23 protein-coding genes and 2 other annotated features are annotated in these 24,470 nt (G+C 39.8%); all 23 genes read right to left on the bottom strand.

Annotated elements, in window-relative coordinates; all coding sequences use genetic code 11:
* Positions 1-18: 18 nt before the first annotated feature.
* Positions 19-648, bottom strand: coding sequence for a 50S ribosomal protein L3 (gene rplC, locus J2Z82_RS14385; protein WP_092494513.1), 630 nt, complete (start codon positions 646-648; stop codon positions 19-21).
* Between the two features lie 29 nt (positions 649-677).
* The gene (rpsJ, locus tag J2Z82_RS14380) at positions 678-986 is read right to left on the bottom strand and encodes a 30S ribosomal protein S10 (protein ID WP_092494514.1); all 309 of its coding nucleotides are present in this window, start codon (positions 984-986) and stop codon (positions 678-680) included.
* Positions 987-2,077: 1,091 nt separating this feature from the next.
* A complete protein-coding gene (tuf, locus tag J2Z82_RS14375; protein WP_209481468.1) occupies positions 2,078-3,268 on the bottom strand; it encodes an elongation factor Tu in 1,191 nt (396 codons plus the stop codon).
* 124 nt (positions 3,269-3,392) lie between these two features.
* Positions 3,393-5,471, bottom strand: a complete 2,079-nt coding sequence (fusA, locus tag J2Z82_RS14370) for an elongation factor G (RefSeq protein ID WP_209481467.1) — start codon at positions 5,469-5,471, stop codon at positions 3,393-3,395.
* Between the two features lie 41 nt (positions 5,472-5,512).
* Positions 5,513-5,983, bottom strand: a complete 471-nt coding sequence (rpsG, locus tag J2Z82_RS14365) for a 30S ribosomal protein S7 (RefSeq protein ID WP_092494517.1) — start codon at positions 5,981-5,983, stop codon at positions 5,513-5,515.
* A 35-nt stretch (positions 5,984-6,018) separates the two neighbouring features.
* Positions 6,019-6,435: a 30S ribosomal protein S12 gene (gene rpsL / locus J2Z82_RS14360; RefSeq protein ID WP_092494518.1), complete on the bottom strand. Its 417-nt coding sequence runs from the start codon at positions 6,433-6,435 to the stop codon at positions 6,019-6,021.
* Between the two features lie 141 nt (positions 6,436-6,576).
* The gene (locus tag J2Z82_RS14355; RefSeq protein ID WP_209481466.1) at positions 6,577-6,828 is read right to left on the bottom strand and encodes a 50S ribosomal protein L7ae-like protein; all 252 of its coding nucleotides are present in this window, start codon (positions 6,826-6,828) and stop codon (positions 6,577-6,579) included.
* A 214-nt stretch (positions 6,829-7,042) separates the two neighbouring features.
* A complete protein-coding gene (gene rpoC / locus J2Z82_RS14350) occupies positions 7,043-10,654 on the bottom strand; it encodes a DNA-directed RNA polymerase subunit beta' (RefSeq protein WP_209481465.1) in 3,612 nt (1,203 codons plus the stop codon).
* Between the two features lie 96 nt (positions 10,655-10,750).
* Positions 10,751-14,287: a DNA-directed RNA polymerase subunit beta gene (rpoB, locus tag J2Z82_RS14345; RefSeq protein WP_209481464.1), complete on the bottom strand. Its 3,537-nt coding sequence runs from the start codon at positions 14,285-14,287 to the stop codon at positions 10,751-10,753.
* A 540-nt stretch (positions 14,288-14,827) separates the two neighbouring features.
* Complete coding sequence (locus tag J2Z82_RS14340) at positions 14,828-15,430, bottom strand: class I SAM-dependent methyltransferase (RefSeq protein WP_209481463.1); 603 nt, start codon at positions 15,428-15,430, stop codon at positions 14,828-14,830.
* A 163-nt stretch (positions 15,431-15,593) separates the two neighbouring features.
* A complete protein-coding gene (gene rplL / locus J2Z82_RS14335) occupies positions 15,594-15,959 on the bottom strand; it encodes a 50S ribosomal protein L7/L12 (RefSeq protein ID WP_092494524.1) in 366 nt (121 codons plus the stop codon).
* Positions 15,960-16,025: 66 nt separating this feature from the next.
* Positions 16,026-16,535, bottom strand: a complete 510-nt coding sequence (gene rplJ, locus J2Z82_RS14330) for a 50S ribosomal protein L10 (protein ID WP_209481462.1) — start codon at positions 16,533-16,535, stop codon at positions 16,026-16,028.
* A 28-nt stretch (positions 16,536-16,563) separates the two neighbouring features.
* Positions 16,564-16,712: a sequence feature (ribosomal protein L10 leader region), on the bottom strand.
* A gap of 48 nt (positions 16,713-16,760) precedes the next feature.
* The gene (rplA, locus tag J2Z82_RS14325; RefSeq protein ID WP_209481461.1) at positions 16,761-17,459 is read right to left on the bottom strand and encodes a 50S ribosomal protein L1; all 699 of its coding nucleotides are present in this window, start codon (positions 17,457-17,459) and stop codon (positions 16,761-16,763) included.
* 138 nt (positions 17,460-17,597) lie between these two features.
* Positions 17,598-18,023 carry a 50S ribosomal protein L11 gene (gene rplK, locus J2Z82_RS14320; protein WP_139180819.1) on the bottom strand — a complete coding sequence of 142 codons (426 nt, stop codon included), beginning with the start codon at positions 18,021-18,023 and terminating at the stop codon, positions 17,598-17,600.
* A gap of 180 nt (positions 18,024-18,203) precedes the next feature.
* Positions 18,204-18,737: a transcription termination/antitermination protein NusG gene (nusG, locus tag J2Z82_RS14315; RefSeq protein WP_092494527.1), complete on the bottom strand. Its 534-nt coding sequence runs from the start codon at positions 18,735-18,737 to the stop codon at positions 18,204-18,206.
* A 148-nt stretch (positions 18,738-18,885) separates the two neighbouring features.
* Positions 18,886-19,065: a preprotein translocase subunit SecE gene (gene secE, locus J2Z82_RS14310; protein ID WP_092494528.1), complete on the bottom strand. Its 180-nt coding sequence runs from the start codon at positions 19,063-19,065 to the stop codon at positions 18,886-18,888.
* Between the two features lie 34 nt (positions 19,066-19,099).
* Positions 19,100-19,249, bottom strand: a complete 150-nt coding sequence (gene rpmG / locus J2Z82_RS14305) for a 50S ribosomal protein L33 (RefSeq protein WP_209481460.1) — start codon at positions 19,247-19,249, stop codon at positions 19,100-19,102.
* Between the two features lie 70 nt (positions 19,250-19,319).
* Positions 19,320-19,970, bottom strand: coding sequence for an RNA polymerase sporulation sigma factor SigH (sigH, locus tag J2Z82_RS14300; protein WP_209481459.1), 651 nt, complete (start codon positions 19,968-19,970; stop codon positions 19,320-19,322).
* A 206-nt stretch (positions 19,971-20,176) separates the two neighbouring features.
* Positions 20,177-20,686 (bottom strand): NYN domain-containing protein, encoded by a 510-nt coding sequence (locus tag J2Z82_RS14295; protein WP_209481458.1) that lies wholly within the window; start codon positions 20,684-20,686, stop codon positions 20,177-20,179.
* A gap of 2 nt (positions 20,687-20,688) precedes the next feature.
* A complete protein-coding gene (gene rlmB / locus J2Z82_RS14290) occupies positions 20,689-21,432 on the bottom strand; it encodes a 23S rRNA (guanosine(2251)-2'-O)-methyltransferase RlmB (RefSeq protein WP_209481457.1) in 744 nt (247 codons plus the stop codon).
* The gene (locus tag J2Z82_RS14285; protein WP_209481456.1) at positions 21,407-21,832 is read right to left on the bottom strand and encodes a Mini-ribonuclease 3; all 426 of its coding nucleotides are present in this window, start codon (positions 21,830-21,832) and stop codon (positions 21,407-21,409) included. Before J2Z82_RS14285 ends, rlmB begins: the two co-directional genes overlap by 26 nt.
* Complete coding sequence (gene cysS / locus J2Z82_RS14280; RefSeq protein WP_209481455.1) at positions 21,822-23,234, bottom strand: cysteine--tRNA ligase; 1,413 nt, start codon at positions 23,232-23,234, stop codon at positions 21,822-21,824. The genes J2Z82_RS14285 and cysS overlap by 11 nt, the downstream gene beginning before the upstream one ends.
* Complete coding sequence (gene cysE, locus J2Z82_RS14275) at positions 23,215-23,883, bottom strand: serine O-acetyltransferase (RefSeq protein WP_209481454.1); 669 nt, start codon at positions 23,881-23,883, stop codon at positions 23,215-23,217. The genes cysS and cysE overlap by 20 nt, the downstream gene beginning before the upstream one ends.
* Before the next feature lie 361 nt (positions 23,884-24,244).
* Positions 24,245-24,460 (bottom strand) — a binding site (T-box leader).
* Positions 24,461-24,470: the final 10 nt, after the last annotated feature.

The following is a 24,470-nucleotide window of genomic DNA, read 5'->3' as shown; positions in this document are numbered from 1 at the left end:
CTCCCTTCGTGTATATGATTAGTTAGCCTTTAATGCACTCGCAATTTTTACGAATGATTTTTTTGCTCCAGGGATATTACCTCTGATTAAAAGCAGATTGCGTTCAGCGTCTACCTTTACAATATCAAGGTTTTCAATAGTGATTTGTTTACCACCCATTTGACCTGGAAGTTTCTTACCTTTGAAAACACGCATTGGGTCAATTACACCCATCGCACCTGGCGATCTATGAAAATGAGAGCCGTGGGTTGATGGTCCGCGTTGTTGTCCATGGCGTTTGATAACCCCTTGGAAACCTTTCCCTTTAGAAGTACCAGTTACATCGACCTTATCGCCAGTTTGAAAAACATCAACGCCAAGTTCTTGACCAACTTCATATTCATCAAGATTTGCGTTACGGATTTCACGAACGTAGCGCTTAGGGGCTGTGTTTGCTTTATCAGCATGGCCTTTTTCCGCTTTGTTTGTACGTGATTCCTTTTCATCTGCAAAACCGATTTGTACTGCTTCGTAGCCATCATTTTCTAATGTTCTCTTTTGTAATACTACGTTTGGCTCAGCTTGAACAACTGTTACCGGGACTAACTCTCCCTCGTCAGAAAATAACTGAGTCATGCCGATTTTACGACCTAAGATTCCTTTCGTCATCCGTTACACCTCCTATATAATTCAATAATTTATAATTTAATTTCAATATCCACACCAGATGGTAAGTCAAGACGCATCAATGAATCAACTGTTTGTGGTGTTGGATTAACAATGTCGATCAAGCGCTTATGAGTACGCATCTCGAACTGCTCACGAGCATCTTTGTATTTGTGCACCGCACGCAATACAGTGTAAACAGATCTTTCTGTAGGCAACGGAATCGGTCCAGAAACACTCGCTCCAGAACGCTTCGCTGTATCTACAATCTTTTCAGAAGACTGATCTAAAATACGGTGATCATATGCTTTCAATCGAATTCTAATCTTCTCTTTTGCCATTATTTTCCCTCCTTTTCGCCCATTTTATAATAGACATTCTCCGTGAAAATTTCTCGACCATCCGCCATGGCAAAGGGGCCGGGTGTGTCAACAACCTTTCACTTCATCGCCTTTTTTCGACCAACATTAATATTATAAAGAAAAAACGTGGTCAATGCAACCTTTAATTATAGATAACTATTTGATTGCACATCTATGTATTATACAAACATATTCCACTGATTGCAAGGAGTTAGAGAATTTTTTTTGTAGAAATTTGCTGAAACCAGAATTAAATTCTGTTGAGCGGGTTTTGTATGCGTGAACACTCGCCTTAATCTCTCATTTCATATGTGGTTAGTATCTCGAGAAATACCGCAAATGCCAGGTACCACCCCAACTTATAATAACTCGCCGAAAATTTACTACGCGTACTTTAAGGCATGAAGTTTGCCACTCGGAATGATAGTCTGGCAAACGGGCGAAATGAATCCTCATTCCGCTAATTGGTAAAAAAGGTGCTCTTAGAAGGGTGAGACGGATCCTCGTTCCGTTAATAGCTGGAAATCAGCCATTTTTGCTGTGAAAAGGACAAATAGCGGAACGAGGATCCGGACCCAGGCTTGAAACGATGGTTTTCAAGGAAATAACGGAATGAGGATTCGCCAAACAGTTGGAGCGGATCCTCGTTCCGTTAAAAATGGCTTCTGCAACAACAGGGGGCGAAATCTATGCTAATTTCTACGCGACTTCTATCGTTATCCGGACAGAACCCCTATTTTAGCAGTTAAGTATAAATACTTCTTAACTGCATAAGTGCAACTAAGGTTTGCGCTCCAGAGTATAAGGGGTTCTAAGAAAGCAAAATACGCTTTCATTACAATCCCCTTAACGAATGCCAAGTTTTCTAACATATACCTTGATTAATAGAATGCTTTAAGGTCCACAGAGTCCGCAGAACCACAAAAAATGTTTCTAATTTGATTAAATTGATTTTCATGATAGATGGTGGCTGCACATCGACAGCCAAGTTACTTTCTTACCTGCCGAAAAGAGCGAACTAAAAAACAGACAGCGTCGTCACGCTGTCTGTTTCTTAGTTATCATATTAATTATTTTTGAATTGAAGTTACAACGCCTGATCCTACAGTACGTCCGCCTTCACGGATTGAGAAACGTGTGCCGTCTTCAATAGCAATTTTTGAAATTAACTCAACATCCATTTCGATGTTATCGCCAGGCATTACCATTTCTACTCCTTCTGGAAGTTGAATAACTCCAGTTACGTCAGTTGTACGGAAATAGAACTGTGGGCGATAGTTAGCGAAGAATGGAGTATGACGTCCACCTTCTTCTTTAGATAACACATAAACTTCTGCTTTAAAATTTGTATGTGGTGTAATTGAACCTGGTTTAGCTAGTACTTGACCACGGTTGATATCATCACGTGATACCCCACGAAGAAGTGCACCAATGTTGTCACCTGCTTCAGCGTAATCAAGAAGCTTACGGAACATTTCAACACCAGTTACAGTTGATTTAGATGGAGCATCAGCAAGGCCGATGATCTCAACATCGTCACCAACTTTGATAGAACCACGTTCAACACGACCTGTTGCAACTGTACCACGGCCAGTAATTGAGAATACGTCCTCAACTGGCATCATGAATGGCTTGTCATTGTCGCGTTCTGGAGTTGGAATATACTCATCAACTGCTGCCATAAGTTCATAGATTTTTTCTTCATAATCTGCATCGCCTTCAAGAGCTTTAAGAGCAGAACCTTTAATTACTGGTACATCGTCGCCAGGGAAGTCGTATTCAGTTAATAGATCGCGAACTTCCATTTCAACTAGTTCTAGTAATTCTTCGTCATCTACCATGTCTGTTTTGTTAAGGAATACAACAATTGAAGGTACCCCAACGTTACGTGATAGTAGGATGTGTTCACGAGTTTGTGGCATAGGGCCATCAGCAGCAGATACTACTAGGATAGCTCCGTCCATTTGTGCTGCACCAGTGATCATGTTTTTAACATAGTCAGCGTGTCCTGGGCAGTCAACGTGAGCATAGTGACGAGTATCAGTTTCATACTCAACGTGAGATGTTGCGATTGTAATACCGCGTTCTTTTTCTTCTGGAGCACCGTCGATTTGGTCATATGCCATTGCAGTACCTTCACCAGATTGTTTGTGCAATGTAGTAGTGATTGCAGCAGTTAAAGTAGTTTTACCATGGTCAACGTGACCAATTGTTCCAATATTCACGTGACTTTTTGAGCGATCGAACTTTTCTTTAGCCATTTATAGTTCCTCCTTTAAATAAATAAAAGTATGTTTTAGATTTTATATTTTCAGCCAAGAAATAACAATATGTTATTTCTTAGCCTTCAATAAAAGTTATACTTCAGATTTAGAAAAAAATCAATTATTCGCCTGCATTTTTCTTGACTATTTCTTCTGAAATACTCTTTGGCACTTGTTCATAATGATCAAAGTGCATTGTAAATGTTCCGCGACCTTGCGTGTTTGAACGTAATGCAGTTGCATAACCGAACATTTCTGCAAGTGGTACAAATGCTTTAACAAGCTGTGCCGGGCCACGTGGCTCCATTCCTTCTACACGTCCACGACGAGAAGTAACATCACCCATGATATCTCCCATGTATTCTTCAGGGATTACGATTTCAACTTTCATCATAGGCTCTAAAAGAACAGGCTGACATTTGTTTTTAGCAGCCTTTAAGGCCATTGAACCAGCTATTTTAAACGCCATTTCGTTCGAGTCTACGTCATGATAGCTTCCATCATAAAGTGTTGCTTTAATATCGATTAATGGATAGCCAGCTAATACACCATTTGCTGTTGACTCTTTAATACCTTGTTCAACAGATGGAATGTATTCACGTGGTACAACACCACCAACGATTTTATTAGTAAATTCGAAGCCTGCGCCTTCTTCGTTTGGTTCAAATTTAACCCAAACGTGACCGTATTGTCCACGACCACCAGACTGCCGTACGAATTTACCTTCAACTTCAGCTGATCCACGGAATGTCTCACGGTATGCTACCTGTGGAGCACCAACAGTTGCTTCTACTTTAAATTCTCTTTTTAGACGGTCAACGATAATGTCAAGGTGTAACTCACCCATACCAGAAATAATTGTTTGACCAGTCTCTACGTCTGTTTCTGTTCTGAAAGTAGGATCCTCTTCTGCAAGTTTACCTAAAGCAATTGCCATTTTATCTTGGTCAGCTTTTGTTTTAGGTTCAATTGCAACACCGATAACCGGTTCAGGGAAGTCCATTGATTCCAAGATTACAAGATCCTTCTCAGCACAAAGTGTATCTCCTGTTGATGTATCTTTCAAACCAACCCCAGCAGCTATCTCTCCTGCATATACAGTTGAGATTTCTTCACGGGAGTTTGCGTGCATTTGCAGGATACGTCCTACACGCTCACGCTTATCCTTTACTGAGTTTTTAACATATGAACCAGAAGATAATGTTCCAGAATATACGCGGAAGAATGTTAACTTACCAACGTATGGGTCTGTAGCCACTTTAAAAGCTAGTGCAGAGAAAGGCGCGTCATCAGATGACTCACGAACTACTTCCTCTTCCGTACCAGGAACCTTACCTTCGATTGGTGGAACGTCAGTTGGAGATGGCAAATAATCAATTACACCATCCAACATTAGTTGGACACCTTTGTTTTTGAATGCTGACCCAACAAATACAGGGTAAAATTCAATGTTAAGTGTTGCTGTACGAATTGCTTTTTTAAGTTCGTCGTTGGAGATTTCCTCTCCTTCTAGATACTTCATCATTAGCTCTTCGTCTAACTCGGAAACAGCTTCTACTAAGCTAGCACGCAGTTCTTCTGCTTTTTCTTTATATTCTGCTGGAATCTCGCGCGCTTCTGCACGTGTTCCCAGATCATCTAGATAGTAGTAAGCATCCATTGTAATTAGGTCAATAATACCTTCAAAATCATCCTCAGCTCCAATTGGTAACTGAACTGGATGGGCGTTTGCACCTAAACGTTTTTTCAATGTTTCTGTGGAATAAATGAAATCTGCTCCCACTTTATCCATCTTGTTAATAAATACCACTCTAGGCACACCATAAGTTGTTGCCTGGCGCCATACAGTTTCGGTTTGTGGTTCAACACCTGATTGCGCGTCAAGAACAGTTACCGCCCCATCAAGTACACGCAATGAACGTTCAACTTCTACTGTGAAGTCTACGTGTCCTGGTGTATCAATGATGTTTATACGATAACCTTTCCATTGAGCAGTAGTTGCTGCGGATGTAATTGTGATACCGCGCTCTTGCTCCTGCTCCATCCAGTCCATCTGAGAAGCGCCTTCATGAGTTTCGCCAATTTTATGAATACGTCCTGTATAGAAAAGAATACGCTCAGTAGTAGTGGTCTTACCTGCATCAATGTGTGCCATAATACCAAGATTACGCGTCTTTTCCAAGGAGAACTCTCTAGCCATGTATTCTTCTCCTTCCTGTAAAAATCTTTATTTTGTTTTTATTACCAGCGATAGTGAGCAAATGCTTTATTGGCTTCAGCCATTTTATGCAATTCTTCGCGTTTTTTAACTGATGACCCTGTGTTGTTAGAAGCATCAAGAATTTCATTAGCAAGTCGCTCTTCCATCGTTTTTTCTCCGCGCAGACGTGAGTAATTAACAACATAACGTAAACCTAATGCTTGACGGCGTTCTGGGCGAACTTCCATCGGTACTTGGTAGTTTGAACCACCAACACGACGTGCGCGAACCTCAAGTACTGGCATTACATTTTTCATCGCTTGTTCAAAAACTTCCATTGCGTTTTGTCCACTTCTTTCTGCTACAAGTTCAAACGCATTATAAAGAATTTTTTGTGCTTTACCTCTTTTACCGTCTATCATGATTTGATTGATTAAACGTGTAACTAGCTTTGAATTATAAAGCGGATCTGGCAAGACATCGCGTTTAGGTACTGGTCCTTTACGTGGCATATGTCCCCCTCCTTTCCTATATCTATATTATAAAATTATTTCTTTTTAGGTTTTTTCGCACCATATTTAGAACGACCTTGTGCACGGCCTTCCACACCAGCGGTATCAAGAGCACCACGTACAATATGGTAACGTACACCTGGTAAGTCCTTAACACGACCGCCACGGATTAATACCACACTATGCTCCTGTAGATTGTGTCCAATTCCAGGAATGTATGCAGTTACCTCCATGTTATTTGACAAACGAACACGTGCATACTTACGAAGTGCAGAGTTCGGTTTCTTTGGTGTTAGTGTACCAACTCGTGTACAAACGCCACGTTTATGTGGTGAATTTTCATCCGTAGCTCTTTTCTTGAAGCTGTTGTACCCTCTATTTAGTGCAGGAGAGTCAGATTTTCTTGGTTTGTTCACACGACCTTTACGTACAAGTTGATTAATTGTAGGCATAATTGTTATCCTCCCTTCTTATTTATAAGCTTATTTTAAACCAGTTACCACCCAATTTTTGGTTATTTCTAATCCCACATATCCAGGTGGTTCATCCTTTAGCAAAAAACAAAGTCTTCGCGAAAAAATCCGCCAAAACCTTTATTGTTTTACTGCTACTGTCGATGCACCAACGTCTATGCCGCAAGCAGCGCCTAGTCGTTCCATCGAATCAACACGGTGACAAGGCACATCCAGCTCATTAGCTAAACGCTCTACCTTTTGTGTGATTTGTTGGTCTGCATCATCAGCAATAAACACTTCACTTACATCACCAGTTTTCATAGCTTTAAGTGTTTGCTTTGTTCCGATTATCAACTGTGTTTGAACCTGAGTTACTTTTTCATAAGACATCAATACATCCTCCAAAGTAACAAGTACAATCGGAAACACCTTAAACATAGTATCATTCTCGTTTTTTAATGTCAACTGAAATTTTACTATTTTATTAGTGTTTCCGAAATTTAGTCACTTGTTTTTGGCAGGAAGAAAAGTATAGAACTTTCCTTCCTGCATAAGTTCAACTAGGACTCTCAAGAGTCACGACGACGAAAGCCAAGTTAAATGGTTACTTTACCGTTTCTGTTTCTTCTTGTTCTTCTTCTTTTTCACTCGTTTGATCTAAAGATGATTTGAGCTTACGGTAACGTTGCATTCCAGTTCCAGCAGGGACCAGTTTACCGATGATCACATTCTCTTTAAGACCTAACAGTTCGTCGCGTTTACCTTTAATGGCAGCATCCGTTAACACACGAGTTGTTTCCTGGAAGGATGCAGCTGATAAGAATGAATCAGTTTCCAGTGATGCTTTCGTGATTCCCAGTAATACAGGTTTACCGACAGCTGGTCGTTTTCCTTCCTGTAATACTGCGTTGTTTGCATCTTTGAATTGGTGTATTTCGAGTAATGATCCAGGGAGTACATTTGTATCTCCGGATTCAACAACACGAATTTTACGAAGCATTTGGCGAACCATTACTTCTACGTGTTTATCCCCGATTTCAACACCTTGCATGCGATAAACACGCTGTACTTCACGTAACAAGTATGATTGAACTCCTTGTACGCCTTGAGCACGAAGAAGTTCTTTTGGATCAACAGAACCCTCGGTAAGCTCTTGACCAGCGGATACTTCATCACCAACAGTAACTTTCATGCGTGCATTGTACGGAACAGGATAAGAGCGCTGTTCTACATCACCTTGAACAACAATTTCCTGCTTATCTTTTACTTCTTTTATTTCATTGACTGTACCATGAACTTCGCTGATAACTGCTTGCCCTTTAGGGTTACGCGCCTCAACCAGTTCCTGAATACGTGGTAAACCTTGTGTAATATCGTCTCCTGCAACCCCACCTGTGTGGAATGTACGCATTGTAAGCTGTGTACCTGGTTCACCGATAGATTGTGCAGCGATAATACCTACCGCTTCACCAACTTCTACCTCATCACCCGTTGCTAGGTTTCGGCCATAGCATTTCTTACAAACGCCATGTTTTGTATTACATGTGAAAGCAGTTCTTATGATAACTTGCTTGTGTCCTGCTTCAATGATTTGTTTTGCTTGATCCTCTGAGATAACTTCATTGATATCTACTATTACTTCACCTGTTTCAGGATGGCTAACCTTTTCAAACGCTGTACGTCCGACTAACCGATCCAACAGTGGTTCGATCAATTCTGTTCCATCGGTTAACGCTGAAACAGGTAAACCGCGATCTGTACCACAATCGTCTTCACGAATTATTACATCCTGTGCTACATCGACGAGACGACGGGTTAAGTAACCAGAGTCAGCTGTTTTCAGTGCAGTATCAGCAAGACCTTTACGAGCACCGTGTGTAGAAATAAAGTATTCTAACACCGTTAACCCTTCACGGAAGCTTGATTTGATCGGTAATTCAATAATCTTACCAGCCGGGTTGGCCATTAAACCACGCATACCTGCAAGCTGTGTAAAGTTAGATGCGTTACCTCTTGCGCCTGAATCACTCATCATAAATATTGGGTTTCTTGGGTTCAGTGATTGCATTAAACGTTCTTGAATATCGTCTTTTGCTTTAGACCAGATTGCTATAACTCGGTCATAACGTTCTTCATCGGTAATTAAACCGCGTCGGAACTGTTTTGACACGTTATCAACCTTGGATTGTGATTCTTCGATAATCTTTTGTTTTTCGGCTAATACAACGATATCAGATACACCAACAGTCATTCCTGCTTTTGTTGAATAGCTGAATCCAAGATCTTTCATTCTGTCGAGCATTTTTGATGTTTCGCTAATTTTAAACCGTTTAAACACTTCAGCAATTATATCTCCAAGTATACCTTTCTTAAATGGAGGAATAATCTCACGTGATTTAATCTCTTCCCTAATATCTGTTCCTTTTTTAACAAAATACTTCTCTGGAGTTTTAATTTCCAAATTGTCATTTGTTGGTTCATTAATATACGGGAATGATTCAGGTAATATCTCATTAAAGATAAGCTTACCTACAGTCGTAATTAACAATTGAGCCTGCTGTTCATCAGTGAATGATTTCTTGTTCAAGCTGGATGCCTGCACGGCAATTCTCGTGTGTAAATGAACATAACCATTTTGATAAGCTATCAGCGCCTCACTAAGATCTTTAAATACGCTGCCTTCTCCAATTGCATTCTCACGTTCTAGCGTCACATAATAGTTACCTAACACCATATCCTGTGACGGCGTTACAACTGGTTTACCATCTTTAGGATTTAGAATGTTTTGAGCAGCAAGCATTAGAATACGTGCTTCGGCTTGAGCCTCTGCCGAAAGTGGCACGTGGACAGCCATTTGGTCTCCATCAAAGTCAGCGTTATAAGCTGTACAAACTAATGGGTGAAGGCGAATTGCTCTACCCTCTACTAATGTTGGTTCGAATGCCTGAATACCTAAACGGTGCAGCGTTGGAGCACGGTTTAGCAGTACAGGATGTTCTTTAATAACATCCTCTAATACATCCCAAACATCTGGATGCACGCGTTCAATTTTGCGTTTTGCTGATTTAATATTATGAGCTATTCCTCTTTCAACAAGCTCTTTCATAATGAATGGCTTAAATAACTCAAGCGCCATTTCCTTCGGTAGCCCGCACTGATACATTTTAAGACTTGGGCCAACAACAATTACCGAACGACCTGAGTAGTCTACACGTTTACCAAGCAAGTTCTGACGGAAACGACCTTGTTTACCTTTCAGCATATGAGATAAGGATTTTAATGGTCTATTTCCTGGACCTGTAACTGGACGGCCGCGACGCCCGTTATCAACCAATGCGTCAACAGCTTCCTGTAACATACGTTTCTCGTTTTGCACAATAATACTTGGTGCACCAAGGTCCAATAGTCGTTTTAAACGATTATTACGGTTAATAACACGACGATATAAATCGTTTAGATCCGAAGTTGCAAAGCGTCCTCCATCAAGTTGCACCATTGGACGAATTTCTGGTGGAATAATCGGAAGTACATCAAGGACCATCCATGACGTATCATTACCTGAATGGCGAAATGCCTCTAATACATCTAAACGTTTGATTGCACGAGTTCTGCGTTGTCCTTGTGCTGTTTTTAACTCCTCTTGCAATGCTTCAACTTCTTTTTCAAGATCGATATCCTGTAAAAGCTTCCGTATTGCTTCAGCTCCCATTTGCGCCTTGAAAGTTTTGCCGTACTTGTCATAATATGCCCGATACTCTTTTTCTGATAGAAGTTGTTTCTTCTCCAGTGGTGTATCTCCTGACTCCGTAACAATATATGCAGCAAAATAAATCACTTCTTCTAACGCACGTGGAGACATATCTAATACAAGACCCATTCGACTTGGAATCCCTTTAAAGTACCAAATATGTGATACTGGTGCAGCTAATTCAATATGACCCATACGCTCACGACGTACTTTAGCTTTGGTAACTTCTACACCACATCGATCACAAACGACGCCTTTATACCGTACACGCTTATATTTTCCGCAATGACATTCCCAGTCCTTTTGTGGACCGAAAATACGTTCACAAAATAATCCGTCTTTCTCTGGCTTTAGTGTGCGGTAGTTAATCGTTTCTGGTTTTTTGACCTCGCCGTATGACCAAGAGCGAATTTTTTCTGATGAAGCTAAACCTATTTTCATATACTCAAAGTTATTTACATCTAGCAAGGGGCCTACCTCCCTTTTAGTGTCCGATTTTACCAATTACTTAGAATTATATAGATGGAGGTGCTGACCCAGTATTGAGTCAACACTCCGTTATTTTTAGTTGCCTTCTACTTCTAAGTTCAGTTTGCTTGCTGCTTGCGTTTCTTCTTCTTCAAGGTCTCGCATTTCTATTTCTGACTCATCACTTGCGAGCATCTTAACGTCCATGCCAAGACTTTGTAATTCCTTAATAAGGACTTTAAAGGATTCTGGCACTCCTGGTTCGGCAACATTGTCGCCTTTAACGATTGATTCGTACGTTTTCACGCGTCCGACAATATCATCAGATTTAACCGTCAATATTTCTTGAAGTGTATAAGCAGCACCATATGCCTCAAGTGCCCAAACTTCCATCTCACCGAAACGCTGTCCACCGAATTGCGCTTTTCCGCCTAGTGGTTGCTGCGTTACAAGTGAATATGGTCCTGTTGAACGAGCGTGCAACTTGTCATCAACCATGTGTGCAAGTTTAATCATATACATGACACCAACAGATATACGGTTGTCAAACGGCTCTCCCGTTCTCCCGTCATATAATATGGTCTTGGCGTCTTTTGGCATACCCGCTTCTTCCAGTGTATCCCATACATCTTGCTCTGAGGCGCCATCGAAAACTGGTGTTGCTACATGGATACCAAGCTGACGCGCAGCCATACCTAAGTGCATTTCAAACACCTGTCCGATATTCATACGTGATGGTACACCCAATGGGTTAAGCATTATATCGATTGGTGTCCCGTCTGGTAAGAACGGCATATCTTCTTCAGGTAGTATTTTGGAAATAACACCTTTATTACCATGTCGTCCGGCCATTTTGTCACCTTCAGATATCTTACGTTTCTGAACGATGTATGCTCGAACAAGCTGGTTAACACCTGGTGGCAGTTCATCTCCATCTTCACGATTAAAGATTTTAACGTCCAGAACAATTCCTCCAGCACCATGAGGCACTCGTAATGATGTATCACGAACTTCTCGGGCCTTTTCCCCAAAAATAGCATGTAGTAAGCGCTCTTCAGCGGATAGTTCGGTTACCCCTTTAGGTGTTACCTTACCAACCAAGATGTCTCCATCCGAAACTTCAGCACCTACTCGAATAATTCCTTCTTCATTTAGGTCTTTCAAGGCATCCTCGCCAACATTCGGAATATCTCTGGTAATTTCTTCTGGTCCGAGCTTCGTATCACGAGCTTCAGATTCGTACTCCTCTATATGAATAGAAGTATAAACGTCATCCTTCACAAGTCGTTCACTCATGATGATTGCATCTTCGTAGTTGTAACCTTCCCAAGTCATGAAGCCGGTAAGGACATTGCGACCTAATGCTAGCTCGCCATCTTCCATGGATGGACCATCCGCAAGAATTTCGCCTTTTGTAACACGGTCTCCCTGGCTTACGATAGGACGTTGGTTATAACAACTCCCTTGATTGGAACGAATGTATTTTTGCAAACGGTAACGGTCTAAGTCACCTTTTACTTCTTTTCCATCCACTTCAGAAACGCGGCGAATGTGAACTTCTTTTGCTTCCACGCGTTCAACAATACCATCGTTAACACAAATAATTGCTGCACCCGAATCTTTACCAGAAACATATTCCATTCCTGTTCCAACAACTGGTGCTTCAGGTTGCAACAACGGTACTGCTTGACGCTGCATGTTAGCCCCCATTAATGCACGGTTAGAGTCATCGTTTTCTAAAAATGGAATACACGCAGTTGCAGCCGAGACAACTTGTTTAGGAGATACATCCATGTAATCAAGCTGTTCACGCGGTACAGCTGTGTTTTCACCACGGAAACGCGCAATAACTTCATCATCTGTAAAACTGCCATCTTCGTTTAAGCGAGCGTTCGCCTGAGCTACAATATAGTTATCTTCTTCATCTGCTGTCAGGTAATCAATTCGTGCTGTTACTTTACCTGTTTCAGGATCAACTCGACGATATGGCGTTTCGATAAAGCCAAATTCATTAACTTTTGCGTAACTGGACAACGAGTTTATTAAACCAATGTTTGGTCCCTCTGGTGTCTCAATTGGACACATACGGCCGTAGTGAGAATAGTGAACATCACGAACTTCAAATCCTGCACGCTCACGGGTCAAACCACCTGGTCCCAGAGCAGACAAACGACGCTTATGCGTTAACTCTGCTAATGGATTTGTTTGGTCCATAAACTGTGATAACTGTGAACTTCCGAAAAATTCCTTAATTGAAGCAATCACAGGTCGAATATTAATTAATTGTTGCGGTGTAATACTAGATGTATCCTGAATCGACATTCTTTCACGCACAACACGTTCCATACGAGATAGCCCGATACGGAATTGATTTTGTAATAATTCCCCAACAGAACGAAGTCTGCGGTTACCCAGGTGATCTATATCATCTGTGCCTCCAACGTGGTGAAGTAGATTAAAGAAATAGTTAACCGCTGATAAAATGTCAGCAGGCATTATGTTTTTAACACTTCTGTCAACACCGGCATTACCAATCACATCTAATTCTCTTTCACCACTTGGATCAGTAGGGTCTATTATTTTAATTGATTGTACAAGAATCGGATCATCAAGAACTCCCTCTTGTAGTTCAACACTTTTTGCACCGAGTTTATCTTCCTCACTTTCCAAGTAAGGAATTATCTTATCAAGCAGTTTACGCTCTAGTTTATCACCTTTTTGCGCTAAGACCTCTCCAGTTTCCGGATCAACAACTGGTTCAGCTAGCACTTGATTAAACAGGCGATTTTTAATGTCCAGCTTTTTATTCATTTTGTAACGGCCTACATGTGCAAGGTCGTAACGTTTTGGATCAAAGAAACGTGAAACCAATAAACTTTTTGCGTTATCCACTGTTGGTGGTTCACCAGGACGCAGACGTTCATAAATTTCTAATAACGCTTTATCTGTTGTTTCTGTATTATCTTTTTCTAATGTATTCTTAAGGTACTCGCTTTCACCTAGTACATCGATAATTTCCTGATCAGAACCAAAACCAAGTGCACGTAAAAGTACCGTAATTGGCAATTTACGTGTGCGATCAATTCTTACATATGCGACATCTTTGGCATCTGTTTCAAATTCCAGCCATGCACCACGATTCGGAATAACCGTTGCTGTAACACCGCGTTTACCATTTTTGTCGAATTTCTCATTATAGTAAACACTAGGTGAACGTACAAGCTGCGAAACGATGACACGTTCAGCCCCATTAATAATAAATGTACCTGTGTCTGTCATGAGTGGAAAATCACCCATAAATACTTCTTGCTCTTTCACTTCACCGGTCTCATTATTGATTAAACGAACCTTCACGCGAAGTGGAGCATTATACGTGACATCTCGATCTTTTGATTCGTCTACAGGATATTTCGGTTCCCCGAGACTATAATCAACAAACTCTAGCGAAAGGTTGCCTGTGAAATCTTCAATAGGAGAAATATCCTTGAACATTTCTCTCAAACCTTCTTCTAAAAACCACTGGTAAGAAGCGGTTTGAATCTCGATTAGATTTGGTAATTCTAACACCTCGCTAATACGCGCATAGCTCCTGCGTTGGCGGTGCCGTCCATACTGAACTAGTTGACCTGTCAACAACTTCACCCCTCAAATCAAGCATTTTTCATAAACTATTAAAGCGTAAATACGCTCTTTTGAAAAATGACTAATAATATTTAGCAAAAACGAACTGATATAATGTAGATTAAATCAGTTGTTTTTTGAATCCTATTTGTGTGTTGATACGAAACAACAATAGCACAAGTGCTACTGTTCGAAAAACATGCTGAACAAACTTGTAATTCGGAGTTATACAAGCACATATTTTTCATTCATCAGTAATATAACACGTTTCAATATGATATAATAAAAATATTAAAAACCTTAACTAATCGTAAAAAGTCTTTATGAAAGCATAGTCTGCTTTTCTAGAACCCCGACTACAATTAGAAAGTATTAAACTTTCTTAAATGCGAAAAAAGGCTTTTGTTAAAAACCTTTTGTGTTAATTTTTGGGATTTTAACAGTGTCTCCGATTACCGACGAATTATACGTTTCATTTTTCACAGAATTTCCCCTTGACAAAGGAAGTCCCATGTTAGCATTTTACTATACTATCACATGTAAAATCTAAGGTCAATCATTTGTGGCTTTCAATATAAAATATCCTTTACTGCGTACAACAACTTCAACATTTCCAAATAAATCACTTAATTTCTCCTTTGCTGAAGGGGCACCTTGCTTCTTTTGAATAACTACCCACAATTGACCGTGCTCCAATAGAGCATTCTTACTATCTTCAAACATTTGATGAACCACTTTTTTCCCTGCTCTAATCGGCGGATTTGTCAGTATAGCAGCAAACGACCGATTTGTTAGATTGCTAAAACGATCACTTTGCACAAATTCAACATTTACTACATTATTATGATCGGCATTTTGTTGAGCAAGGTTGATAGCGCGTTCGTTAATATCTGTTAAAATCACGTTTCTGTCTTGATAACAATCTGCCAACGTAATTCCAATCGGACCGTAACCACAGCCCAAATCTAAAAACTCGCCTGTAATCGAAGGCTGTCTGAATTGTTCTATTAGTAAACGTGAACCATAATCCACTTCATTTTTTGAAAAAACACCATAATCACTTTCAAATGTGTAATCCTTGCCTCGTAATTGGTAATTCCATTTCTTGGGTGAACTTTTAGATTGAGGATTCTGCGAAAAGTAATGCTCTGACATTAGGGCACCTACTTCGTGTGTAATATATGAAGAAATAAATATATATAGAGCCCGTCGCGGATTCCGACGAGCTCTTTTTTGAAAACTTGACTTATCGCTAAGCCAGAGTTCACTTATGCAGCAAGAAACTATTACATATTCTTAACTGCTATTAAAACTATTATTACTTAACTTCTACTGCTGCTCCAACTTCTTCTAGTTTGCCTTTGATTTCTTCAGCGTCTTCTTTAGAAGTAGCTTCTTTAACTGCTTTAGGAGCATTGTCTACTAAGTCTTTTGCATCCTTAAGACCAAGACCAGTAATTTCACGAACAGCTTTAACTACTTTGATTTTTGAATCTCCAGCACTTTCAAGTACTACGTCAAATTCAGTTTGTTCTTCAGCTTCTTCTGCTCCACCAGCAGCACCGGCAGCAGCAACTGGCGCTGCAGCACTTACACCAAATTCTTCTTCAATTGCTTTAACAAGATCGTTCAATTCTAAAACAGACATTTCTTTAACTGCTTCAATGATTTGTTCATTAGTCATAATTTATTCCTCCATTTTTCTTTTTAATTTAATAATTCTGGAATGCTAAATTGCTCTAACGTCAATTTATGCACCTTGTTCTTCTTCTTTTTGATCTGCGATTGCTTGTGTTGCATACGCAAGATTACGTATAGGCGCTTGTAGCACGCTAAGTAGCATAGATACCATACCTTCGTAATTTGGCAGATCAGCAAGTTCTTTAATTTGTTCAAGCGATGCAACCTGACCTTCAATTACGCCACCCTTAATTTCTAGCGCATTGTGATCTTTTGCAAAGTTATTCAATATTTTAGCTGGTGCCACTACATCCTCATTACTAAATGCGATTGCAGTCGGACCTACCAATGTATCAGATAACTCTCCTAATTCTACAGCATCCACAGCACGACGAGCCATTGAGTTTTTATAGACTTTGAATTCAACATCAGCTTCACGAAGCTGTTTACGCAATTCAGTTACCTCAGCTACATCAAGACCACGATAATCAACTAACAAAGTAGATTGGCTGTCACGGAATTTAGCAGAAATCTCTTGTACGAGTTGTTGTTTTTGCTCAATAATATTGCTATTGGACATTGTTCCACCTCCTATTAACGTTACCGATAACGAGACTAATAAAGCCTCCATGTAGACATGGAGGCTTTTATGACAAATTATAATCATCAACGATCATTTAATCTGCTTTTAAACACCTCGGCAGGAAATTAAGCGATTACTCGCACCTACTGTCTACGGTACAACGTATTCTTTTTTACAACGCAATTCAGTATACCTAATCGTTGTTAGATTGTCAACAACAAATTAGCCGCGAACATAACTTGAGACGTCTACTTTAATTCCAGGTCCCATTGTTGATGTCACAGATGCATTACGCATGTAGATACCTTTAGCAGCTTGTGGTTTAGCTTTTACAAGCGCTTCTGTAATTGCTTCAAAGTTTTCGACTAATTTTTCATTGTCGAATGAAATCTTTCCAATTGGAACATGGATGTTCGCTGATTTATCAACACGATATTCCACTTTACCAGCTTTAATATCGTTAACAGCTTTTTCAATTTCAAATGTTACTGTACCAGTTTTTGGATTAGGCATTAGTCCTTTTGGTCCTAATACACGTCCAAGCTTACCAACTTCGGCCATCATGTCAGGAGTTGCAACAATCACGTCGAATTCAAACCAACCTTGATTGATTTTATTGATTAGATCCTGTTCTCCAACATAATCGGCGCCAGCTTCTTCAGCTTCTTTTGCTTTATCACCTTTTGCAAATACTAGTACACGTTGTGTTTTACCAGTACCATGCGGTAAGACCATAGCTCCGCGAATTTGCTGGTCAGCTTTCTTAGGGTCTACACCCAAACGAAATGCCGCTTCTACAGTTTCATCGAAGTTTGCTTTTGCTGTTTCTTTTAACAATGCAACAGATTCTTGTACTTCATATGATTTTGTACGATCAACAAGCTTGGTAGCTTCTTGAAGTCTTTTACTTTTTTTAGCCATTTTGTTTCCTCCTCAATTGTGGTTATAGCGGTAAGACCTCCCACTTATAAAAGTATAAATACTTTTATAGCTTGCAAAAAGGTTGCGATGGATGGTAACCCATTCCCGCAACCTGTACCTATTAAAGATTGTTAGACATTAGTCTTCAATCGTAATGCCCATACTGCGTGCAGTTCCTTCAACCATGCGCATCGCTGCTTCTACGTCAGCGGCGTTTAAATCAGGCATTTTTGTTTCCGCAATTTCTTGTACTTTATCACGCTTAACAGTAGCAACTTTATTACGGTTTGGTTCACCTGAAGCAGTTTCAATCCCAGCTGCTTTTTTCAACAATACAGCAGCAGGCGGAGTTTTTGTGATAAATGTAAATGAACGGTCTTCAAATACCGTGATTTCTACCGGAATAATCATACCAGCATCATCTTGCGTACGCGCATTAAATTCTTTACAGAATCCCATGATATTAACACCTGCTTGACCTAACGCCGGCCCTACTGGTGGTGCTGGGTTTGCTTTACCAGCTGGAATCTGTAATTTAACTAACTTGATTACTTTTTTAGCCACGAGACACACCTCCTTAAAGTCCGTGATGTGGTAATTGGGGAAATTTCCCCTCCCACTCATTATTAGCCATTTTCCTCGAATATCGAGGACATAAATAACAAAAGAATTTTAGCATGAATCATAAAATTATGCAAGGTTTTGTTGAAACACTTTTATAAAACAGTCGTAAAATAATTCCTGTTATAGTTTTTCAATCTGGGAGAAATCCAGTTCAACTGGTGTCTCACGCCCAAACATATTAACATGTACCTTAACCTTTTGCTTATCAACATCAATATGTTCAATTGTACCTGTAAAGTTTGTGAATGGTCCATCGTTGACTCGTACATTTTCTTTTATTTCAAAGTCAAGCTGCATAACAGGTTCGGCTACTCCCATACGCTTCAGCACTGCATCTACCTCATCCGGTAAAAGCGACGTAGGTTTCGTTCCATGTCCACTTGATCCCACGAATCCTGTTACGCCAGGTGTGTTCCTAACAACATACCATGAATCATCAGTCATCACCATCTCTGCCAGAACATACCCAGGGAAGAATTTCTTTTTAACAACTTTTTTCTTACCGTTTTTAATTTCTGTTTCTTCATCTTCCGGCACAATTACACGAAAGATTCTATCTTCCATGCCCATTGATTCCACACGTTTTTCCAAATTTGTTTTAACTTTGTTTTCATACCCGGAATATGTATGAACAGCATACCAATTTTTTTCCATTTAAGCAGGACAAAATTACTTGCCCTTCCCTCCCTTAGCTTAAAACTTTAAAGTTCCCTAAAAAGATCTGCAATATTAAAAAACCCGTTTGCCCCGGGTTTTTTCAAATCGAAATATTATATTCCATTATAACATAATTATAGCTTAATTATTCAAAAAATGAACTTAAAATTTCGGAAATCCCAAGATCTATTACTGTGAAAAACAATGCCACAAACACTACTGTCGATATTACAGTTATGGTGTAACTAGTTAATTCACGACCTTTTGGCCAACTAACCTTTTTCATTTCCCGAGATACATTCTTAAAAAATTGAACAAGATTCATGCTTGTACCCCCAAACTCTACCCGAAGAGTGCTATTATTTCGTCTCACGGTGCAATGTATGCTTCCCACATGTTTTGCAATACTTTCTAACTTCCATACGTACAGGTTGTGTGGATACATTTTTACTAGTTGTATAGTTTCTGCTTGAACAAATTGCACACGCTAATGTTATTTTTTTATTCACTTTATCACCCCATTGTAGGGTTTTTTACTCATATAACTGTAGCATGGTTACTACGATGTGTCAACGGCTATTATACGCTGGTTTCATTCGATTCCAGCAGCTGCTCTAATTTACGTTTAACCCGTTGCAAAGCGTTATCTATCGATTTCACGTGACGTTTTAACTCTACTGAAATCTCCTGATAGGTTTGTCCATCTAAATATAAACGCAGCACTTCTTTTTCTAACTCACTTAGTAATTCTGACAATCTATATTCCATATCACCAAACTTTTCTCTATTTACGAGTAATTCCTGTGGATCAATTGCTTTTGAACCTGCTACAACATCCAGCAATGTCCTGTCTGATTCTTCATCATAAATTGGTTTATCTAGTGATACATACGAATTAAGTGGTATGTGCTTTTGTCTTGTAGCTGTTTTAATCGCCGTAATAATTTGTCGGGTCACACAAAGTTCAGCAAATGCCTTAAACGATGATAGCTTGTCCCCGTCATAGTCGCGAATTGCCTTATACAGACCTATCATGCCTTCTTGAATAATATCCTCTTTATCAGCACCAATAATGAAATAGGTTCTTGCTTTCGCTCGTACAAAATTGATGTATTTATTTATTAAAAAATCAAGTGCTTGACTATTCCCTTGATGCACAAGAAGGATAATACTATCATCATCCAGCATTTTTAGGCTTTGGTTCTTTTCTGCTGCTAGCTTGACACTCACCAAAAATGACCCCCCGACTACAGTGTAGTCAATTTAAACGTATTATACAGTAAGCGCTTCACTAACGTCAATATTAGAAAACTTTGGAAGATGAAAAAATTTATACTTTTCTTAACTCGGAATTAAAGCGCAATTGTTACTTCACATTAGTCGCTTGTATATTCTATACACCAATGCTGTACAATTAAAAAGTGGAGAACGAGGTATTATTTGTCTCCCCGTCTCCACTTTTCAAATTTTTCATGTACTTCTTTTTTTAATGGAATCCTAATTTTAGGTTGTACCTTCTTGTGTGCTTCTATATCTTTTTCAATTTCTCTTTCAAAATCCTTAAATTCAATATATAGTTCTCTGGCTGACTTCCGTAAAGCTCCACGTCCGAATATGGTTCGTTGCTCTGCATAGTCTGATGTCGCTACATACACTTGATTTTTAACGTTCTTTAATCCTTTAACAAGCCTTTCAATACATTCGTCAGCTGTTTCATTTTCTTTTGTGTAAATAACCTCAACCTTATATGATTTATGCTTGCTTTCGATACCTTTAACATAGTACGCGTCAAATACAACGATAACTCGGAACCCTGAATACGACTGATACTCTGCCATCGATTCAATCAATTTGTCCCGAGCCTGTCCAATATCTTTTTCTTTAAGTTTCTGGAGTTCTTCCCATGCGCCGATGATATTATAACCGTCAACAACTAGTACAAACATGCCTAATCACCAAGCGGAAATCTTTTTCGATATATTTCATACAATAGCAGACTGCAAGCAACAGATGCGTTTAAAGAGGAAACATGACCAGTCATTGGAAGGCTAACAGTCCAATCACATTTATCTTTAACCAAACGGCTTATCCCTTTTCCTTCATTCCCGATCACAATGGCGACCGATAAGTCACCGTCAAGCTCACGGTAATCTTCTGTACCATCCGCGTCTGTTCCAACAACCCAAACATAACGTTCTTTTAATTCATCAATTGTTTTTGCAATATTTGTAACCCTGGCAACAGGAATATGTTCCAGTGCTCCTGCTGCAGTTTTTGCTACTGTTGAAGTTAGACCAACTGACCTGTGTTTTGGAATAATTACCCCGTGAACTCCTGCGGCATCAGCAGTCCTTAAGATAGACCCTAAATTATGAGGATCCTCCAGCTCATCCAATATAATAAAGAATGGTGTTTCATTTTTGTCATTTGCTTTATCAAACAGATCCTCCAAAGTAGCATATTGGTAGGATGCTACATAGGCTAAAATCCCTTGATGTGAACCTTCCACAAGCTGGTCAAGCTTCTTTTTCGGCACCTTTTGAATAATGGTCCCAGCATTTCTGCTAAGTTTCTGCAGCTTCCCAAATAACTGATTGTTTAATTGCTCTGATACTAATACCTTATTTACCGATCGTCCAGAGTTTAGTGCCTCGATTACAGGGTTCTTACCGATTATTATCTCCTGATCCATCGTTAGCCTGCCTCCCTTCGCTGAATTCTATTGCTTGTGTTATCAATTCGTCTAAACGACTTTCATTTTTTAGTAAATAATGATAACCAATTAGCGCCTCGAACGCCGTACTATAATTATAAGCTTGTACACTTGTATTTTTAGGGACCGTTCCGGATTTTGCGTTACGACCTCTGGAGACAACTCCTTCTTCTTCATCACTAAGAAGTTTAGTTTCCTGCCAGTGTAAAATAACAGCAGCTTGTGCCTTTGCTGATACAAACGAAATAGCCGATCGATGTAACTGATTCGGTTTCACTTTACCAGTTTGCAATAAATACTCCCTTACATGGACTTCATAAACAGCATCACCCATGTAAGCGAGAGCTAAACTTTTCATTTGCTTTACATCAAGACTCATTACTATCCCTTTTCCAGCGGGTTCCTTGAGGAGTATCTTCTAAAATAATATTCTTTTCTTTCAGATTATCGCGAATTTCGTCTGCCCGATTAAAGTCACGTTTCTTTCTGGCTTCCACTCGCTCTTGCAATAATGCTTCGATTTCTTCGTCGAGTAATTCCCCTTCCTGCTCAATATAAATTCCCAACACATCCAGTAAAGTGGTGAAGCTGCTTTGAAATGCCTCGATTACTTTTATGGAGGTATGTTTACCCTGCAGATAGAGATTAGCTTCTTTTGTTAAATCGAACAAAATTGAAATTGCATTTGCAGTATTAAAGTCATCATCCATCGCTTCTTCAAATTGTTCATTCACCTGCGTAACTTTTTCCAGCCATTGGTCTGCGTTTTTATCCATGTTCATACTTGTTTGTTTACGGTGCTCCAAGTTGAAATAGGCATTTTTAATACGGTCCAGGCTATTTTTAGCACCTTCCAGCAATTCCTCGGTAAAGTTTATCGGATTACGATAATGAACACTTAGCATAAAGAACCGAACCACCTGCGGGTCATGCTGTTGAATGATATCCCTCGTTAATACGAAGTTACCTAGTGATTTGGACATTTTTTCATTGTCAATATTAATATACCCATTATGCATCCAGTATTTTGCAAAGGATTTACCTGTCATTGCCTCAGATTGTGCGATTTCATTTTCATGATGCGGAAACGCCAAATCCTGTCCACCGGCATGGATATCAATTGTTTCAGCAAGGTATTTTTTGGCCATTGCAGAGCACTCGATATGCCATCCCGGTCTGCCTTGTCCCCACGGGGAATCCCAGGCTATTTCATCAGCCTTTGCTTTTTTCCACAATGCAAAATCAAGTGGGTCTTCTTTTTTCTCACCTACTTTTATTCGTGCACCTGAGCGCAATTCATCAATCGATTGATGTGATAGTTTTCCGTATCCGTCAAATGAACGAGGTTTAAAGTAGACATCTCCATCAACTTCATATGCATACCCTTTTGCAATTAATGTTTCGATAAACGTCAAAATATCACTCATTGCTTCAGTAACTCGCGGATTATAGGTTGCTTTTTTTACACCTAAGGAACCGACATCCTCCAAATAGGCATCGATAAATCGATTCGCAACTTCCGATACTTCTTCGCCTACCTCATTGGCAGCTTTAATGATCTTGTCATCTACATCTGTGAAATTTAACACATAATCGACTTGATATTCTTTATATTCCAGATACCTTCGCACTGTATCAAAAACAATCGCAGGGCGTGCATTCCCAATATGAATATAATTGTAGACAGTTGGGCCACACACATACATACTGACTTTTCCTTCTTTAAGTGGCTTAAACAGCTCTTTTTGACGCGTTAAAGTATTATAAACGGTTATCGGCATTTTGATTCCCTTCTTTCAGCTTTGCTAGTTCTTCTTGTAATGCGTTTATTTCCTCTTGCAGCTGATCACAACGATCTGCTACAGGATCTGGTAGTTTATGATGATCTAGATTTTTACGTAATTTTTGACCGTTTTGAACGACTACACGCCCAGGCACCCCTACAACCGTTGAGTGATCAGGTACATCTTTTAATACTACCGAACCACCTCCGACCTTAGAACTTTCGCCGATGGTTATTGAGCCAAGCACCTTGGCACCAGTTGCAATAAGGGCATTGTCTTTAATAGTTGGGTGACGCTTTCCTCTTTCTTTCCCTGTACCACCTAACGTTACCCCTTGAAAAACGGTAACATTATCACCTATTTCACAGGTTTCTCCAATCACAACTCCCATACCATGATCGATAAAAAACCTTCTGCCGATTTTCGCACCAGGGTGTATTTCAATACCAGTTATAAAACGGCTTATCTGTGATATCACTCGCGCAATAAAATATAATCTCTGTTTAAAGAAAAAATGAGCAATACGATGATTCCATATTGCATGCAGCCCCGAATAGGTTAAACCTACTTCAAAATAATTCCTTGCTGCTGGATCTTGTTCAAAGACTACATCCATATCTTCTTTCATTCGTTTAAAAAACCCCATTATGACAACGCCTCCTCCCCATTATTTGGCATTAGAAAACTTGGCATTCGTTAAAGGGATTCTTTCGAAAGGGTATTATGCTTTCTTAGAACCCCTTATAACTTTGGATTGCCTTATACTTTTGCAGTAACAAAAGCGCAAGCGCCTGTTCAGCTCCGTATGGACTGGACTGACCCGTGTGAGATAAAGGATACACGAAGAGCGTAAGCGATTCGATGTTGACTTATCGTAGACACGGGGAGGGAAGTCCACTAGGCGCTAGGCGCTGGAGCTGGACGTGGCTGATTCTGGAGTCCAGTTATCCACTGCACTTATATTTTATAGCTAGACAGTTTAAAAAAACGCCCCTGTGTATTCAATACACAGAGACGCTTATGGCGCGGTTCCACTCTGTTTGGAGATATCGCTTCTCCCAACTTATACTCTAATAACGGCTGAGTACCGCCGTTATGTACATTTCTTCCATAACGGGCTCAAAGGTGCATTTCAAAAACGATGCTTTAAATCGCTCCCAGCCTCAGGCGATTCTCTCTGGATAAGTCATCCGTTTTTTACTTCTCCTTATCAACGCTCCAATATTGTATTAC

Origin of the sequence: Virgibacillus litoralis (assembly GCF_017873675.1) — a bacterium.
GTDB classification, from domain to species: domain Bacteria; phylum Bacillota; class Bacilli; order Bacillales; family Amphibacillaceae; genus Lentibacillus; species Lentibacillus litoralis.
Note: the sequence above shows the minus strand (reverse complement) of the source record. Positions and strands in the feature narration are given on the sequence as shown.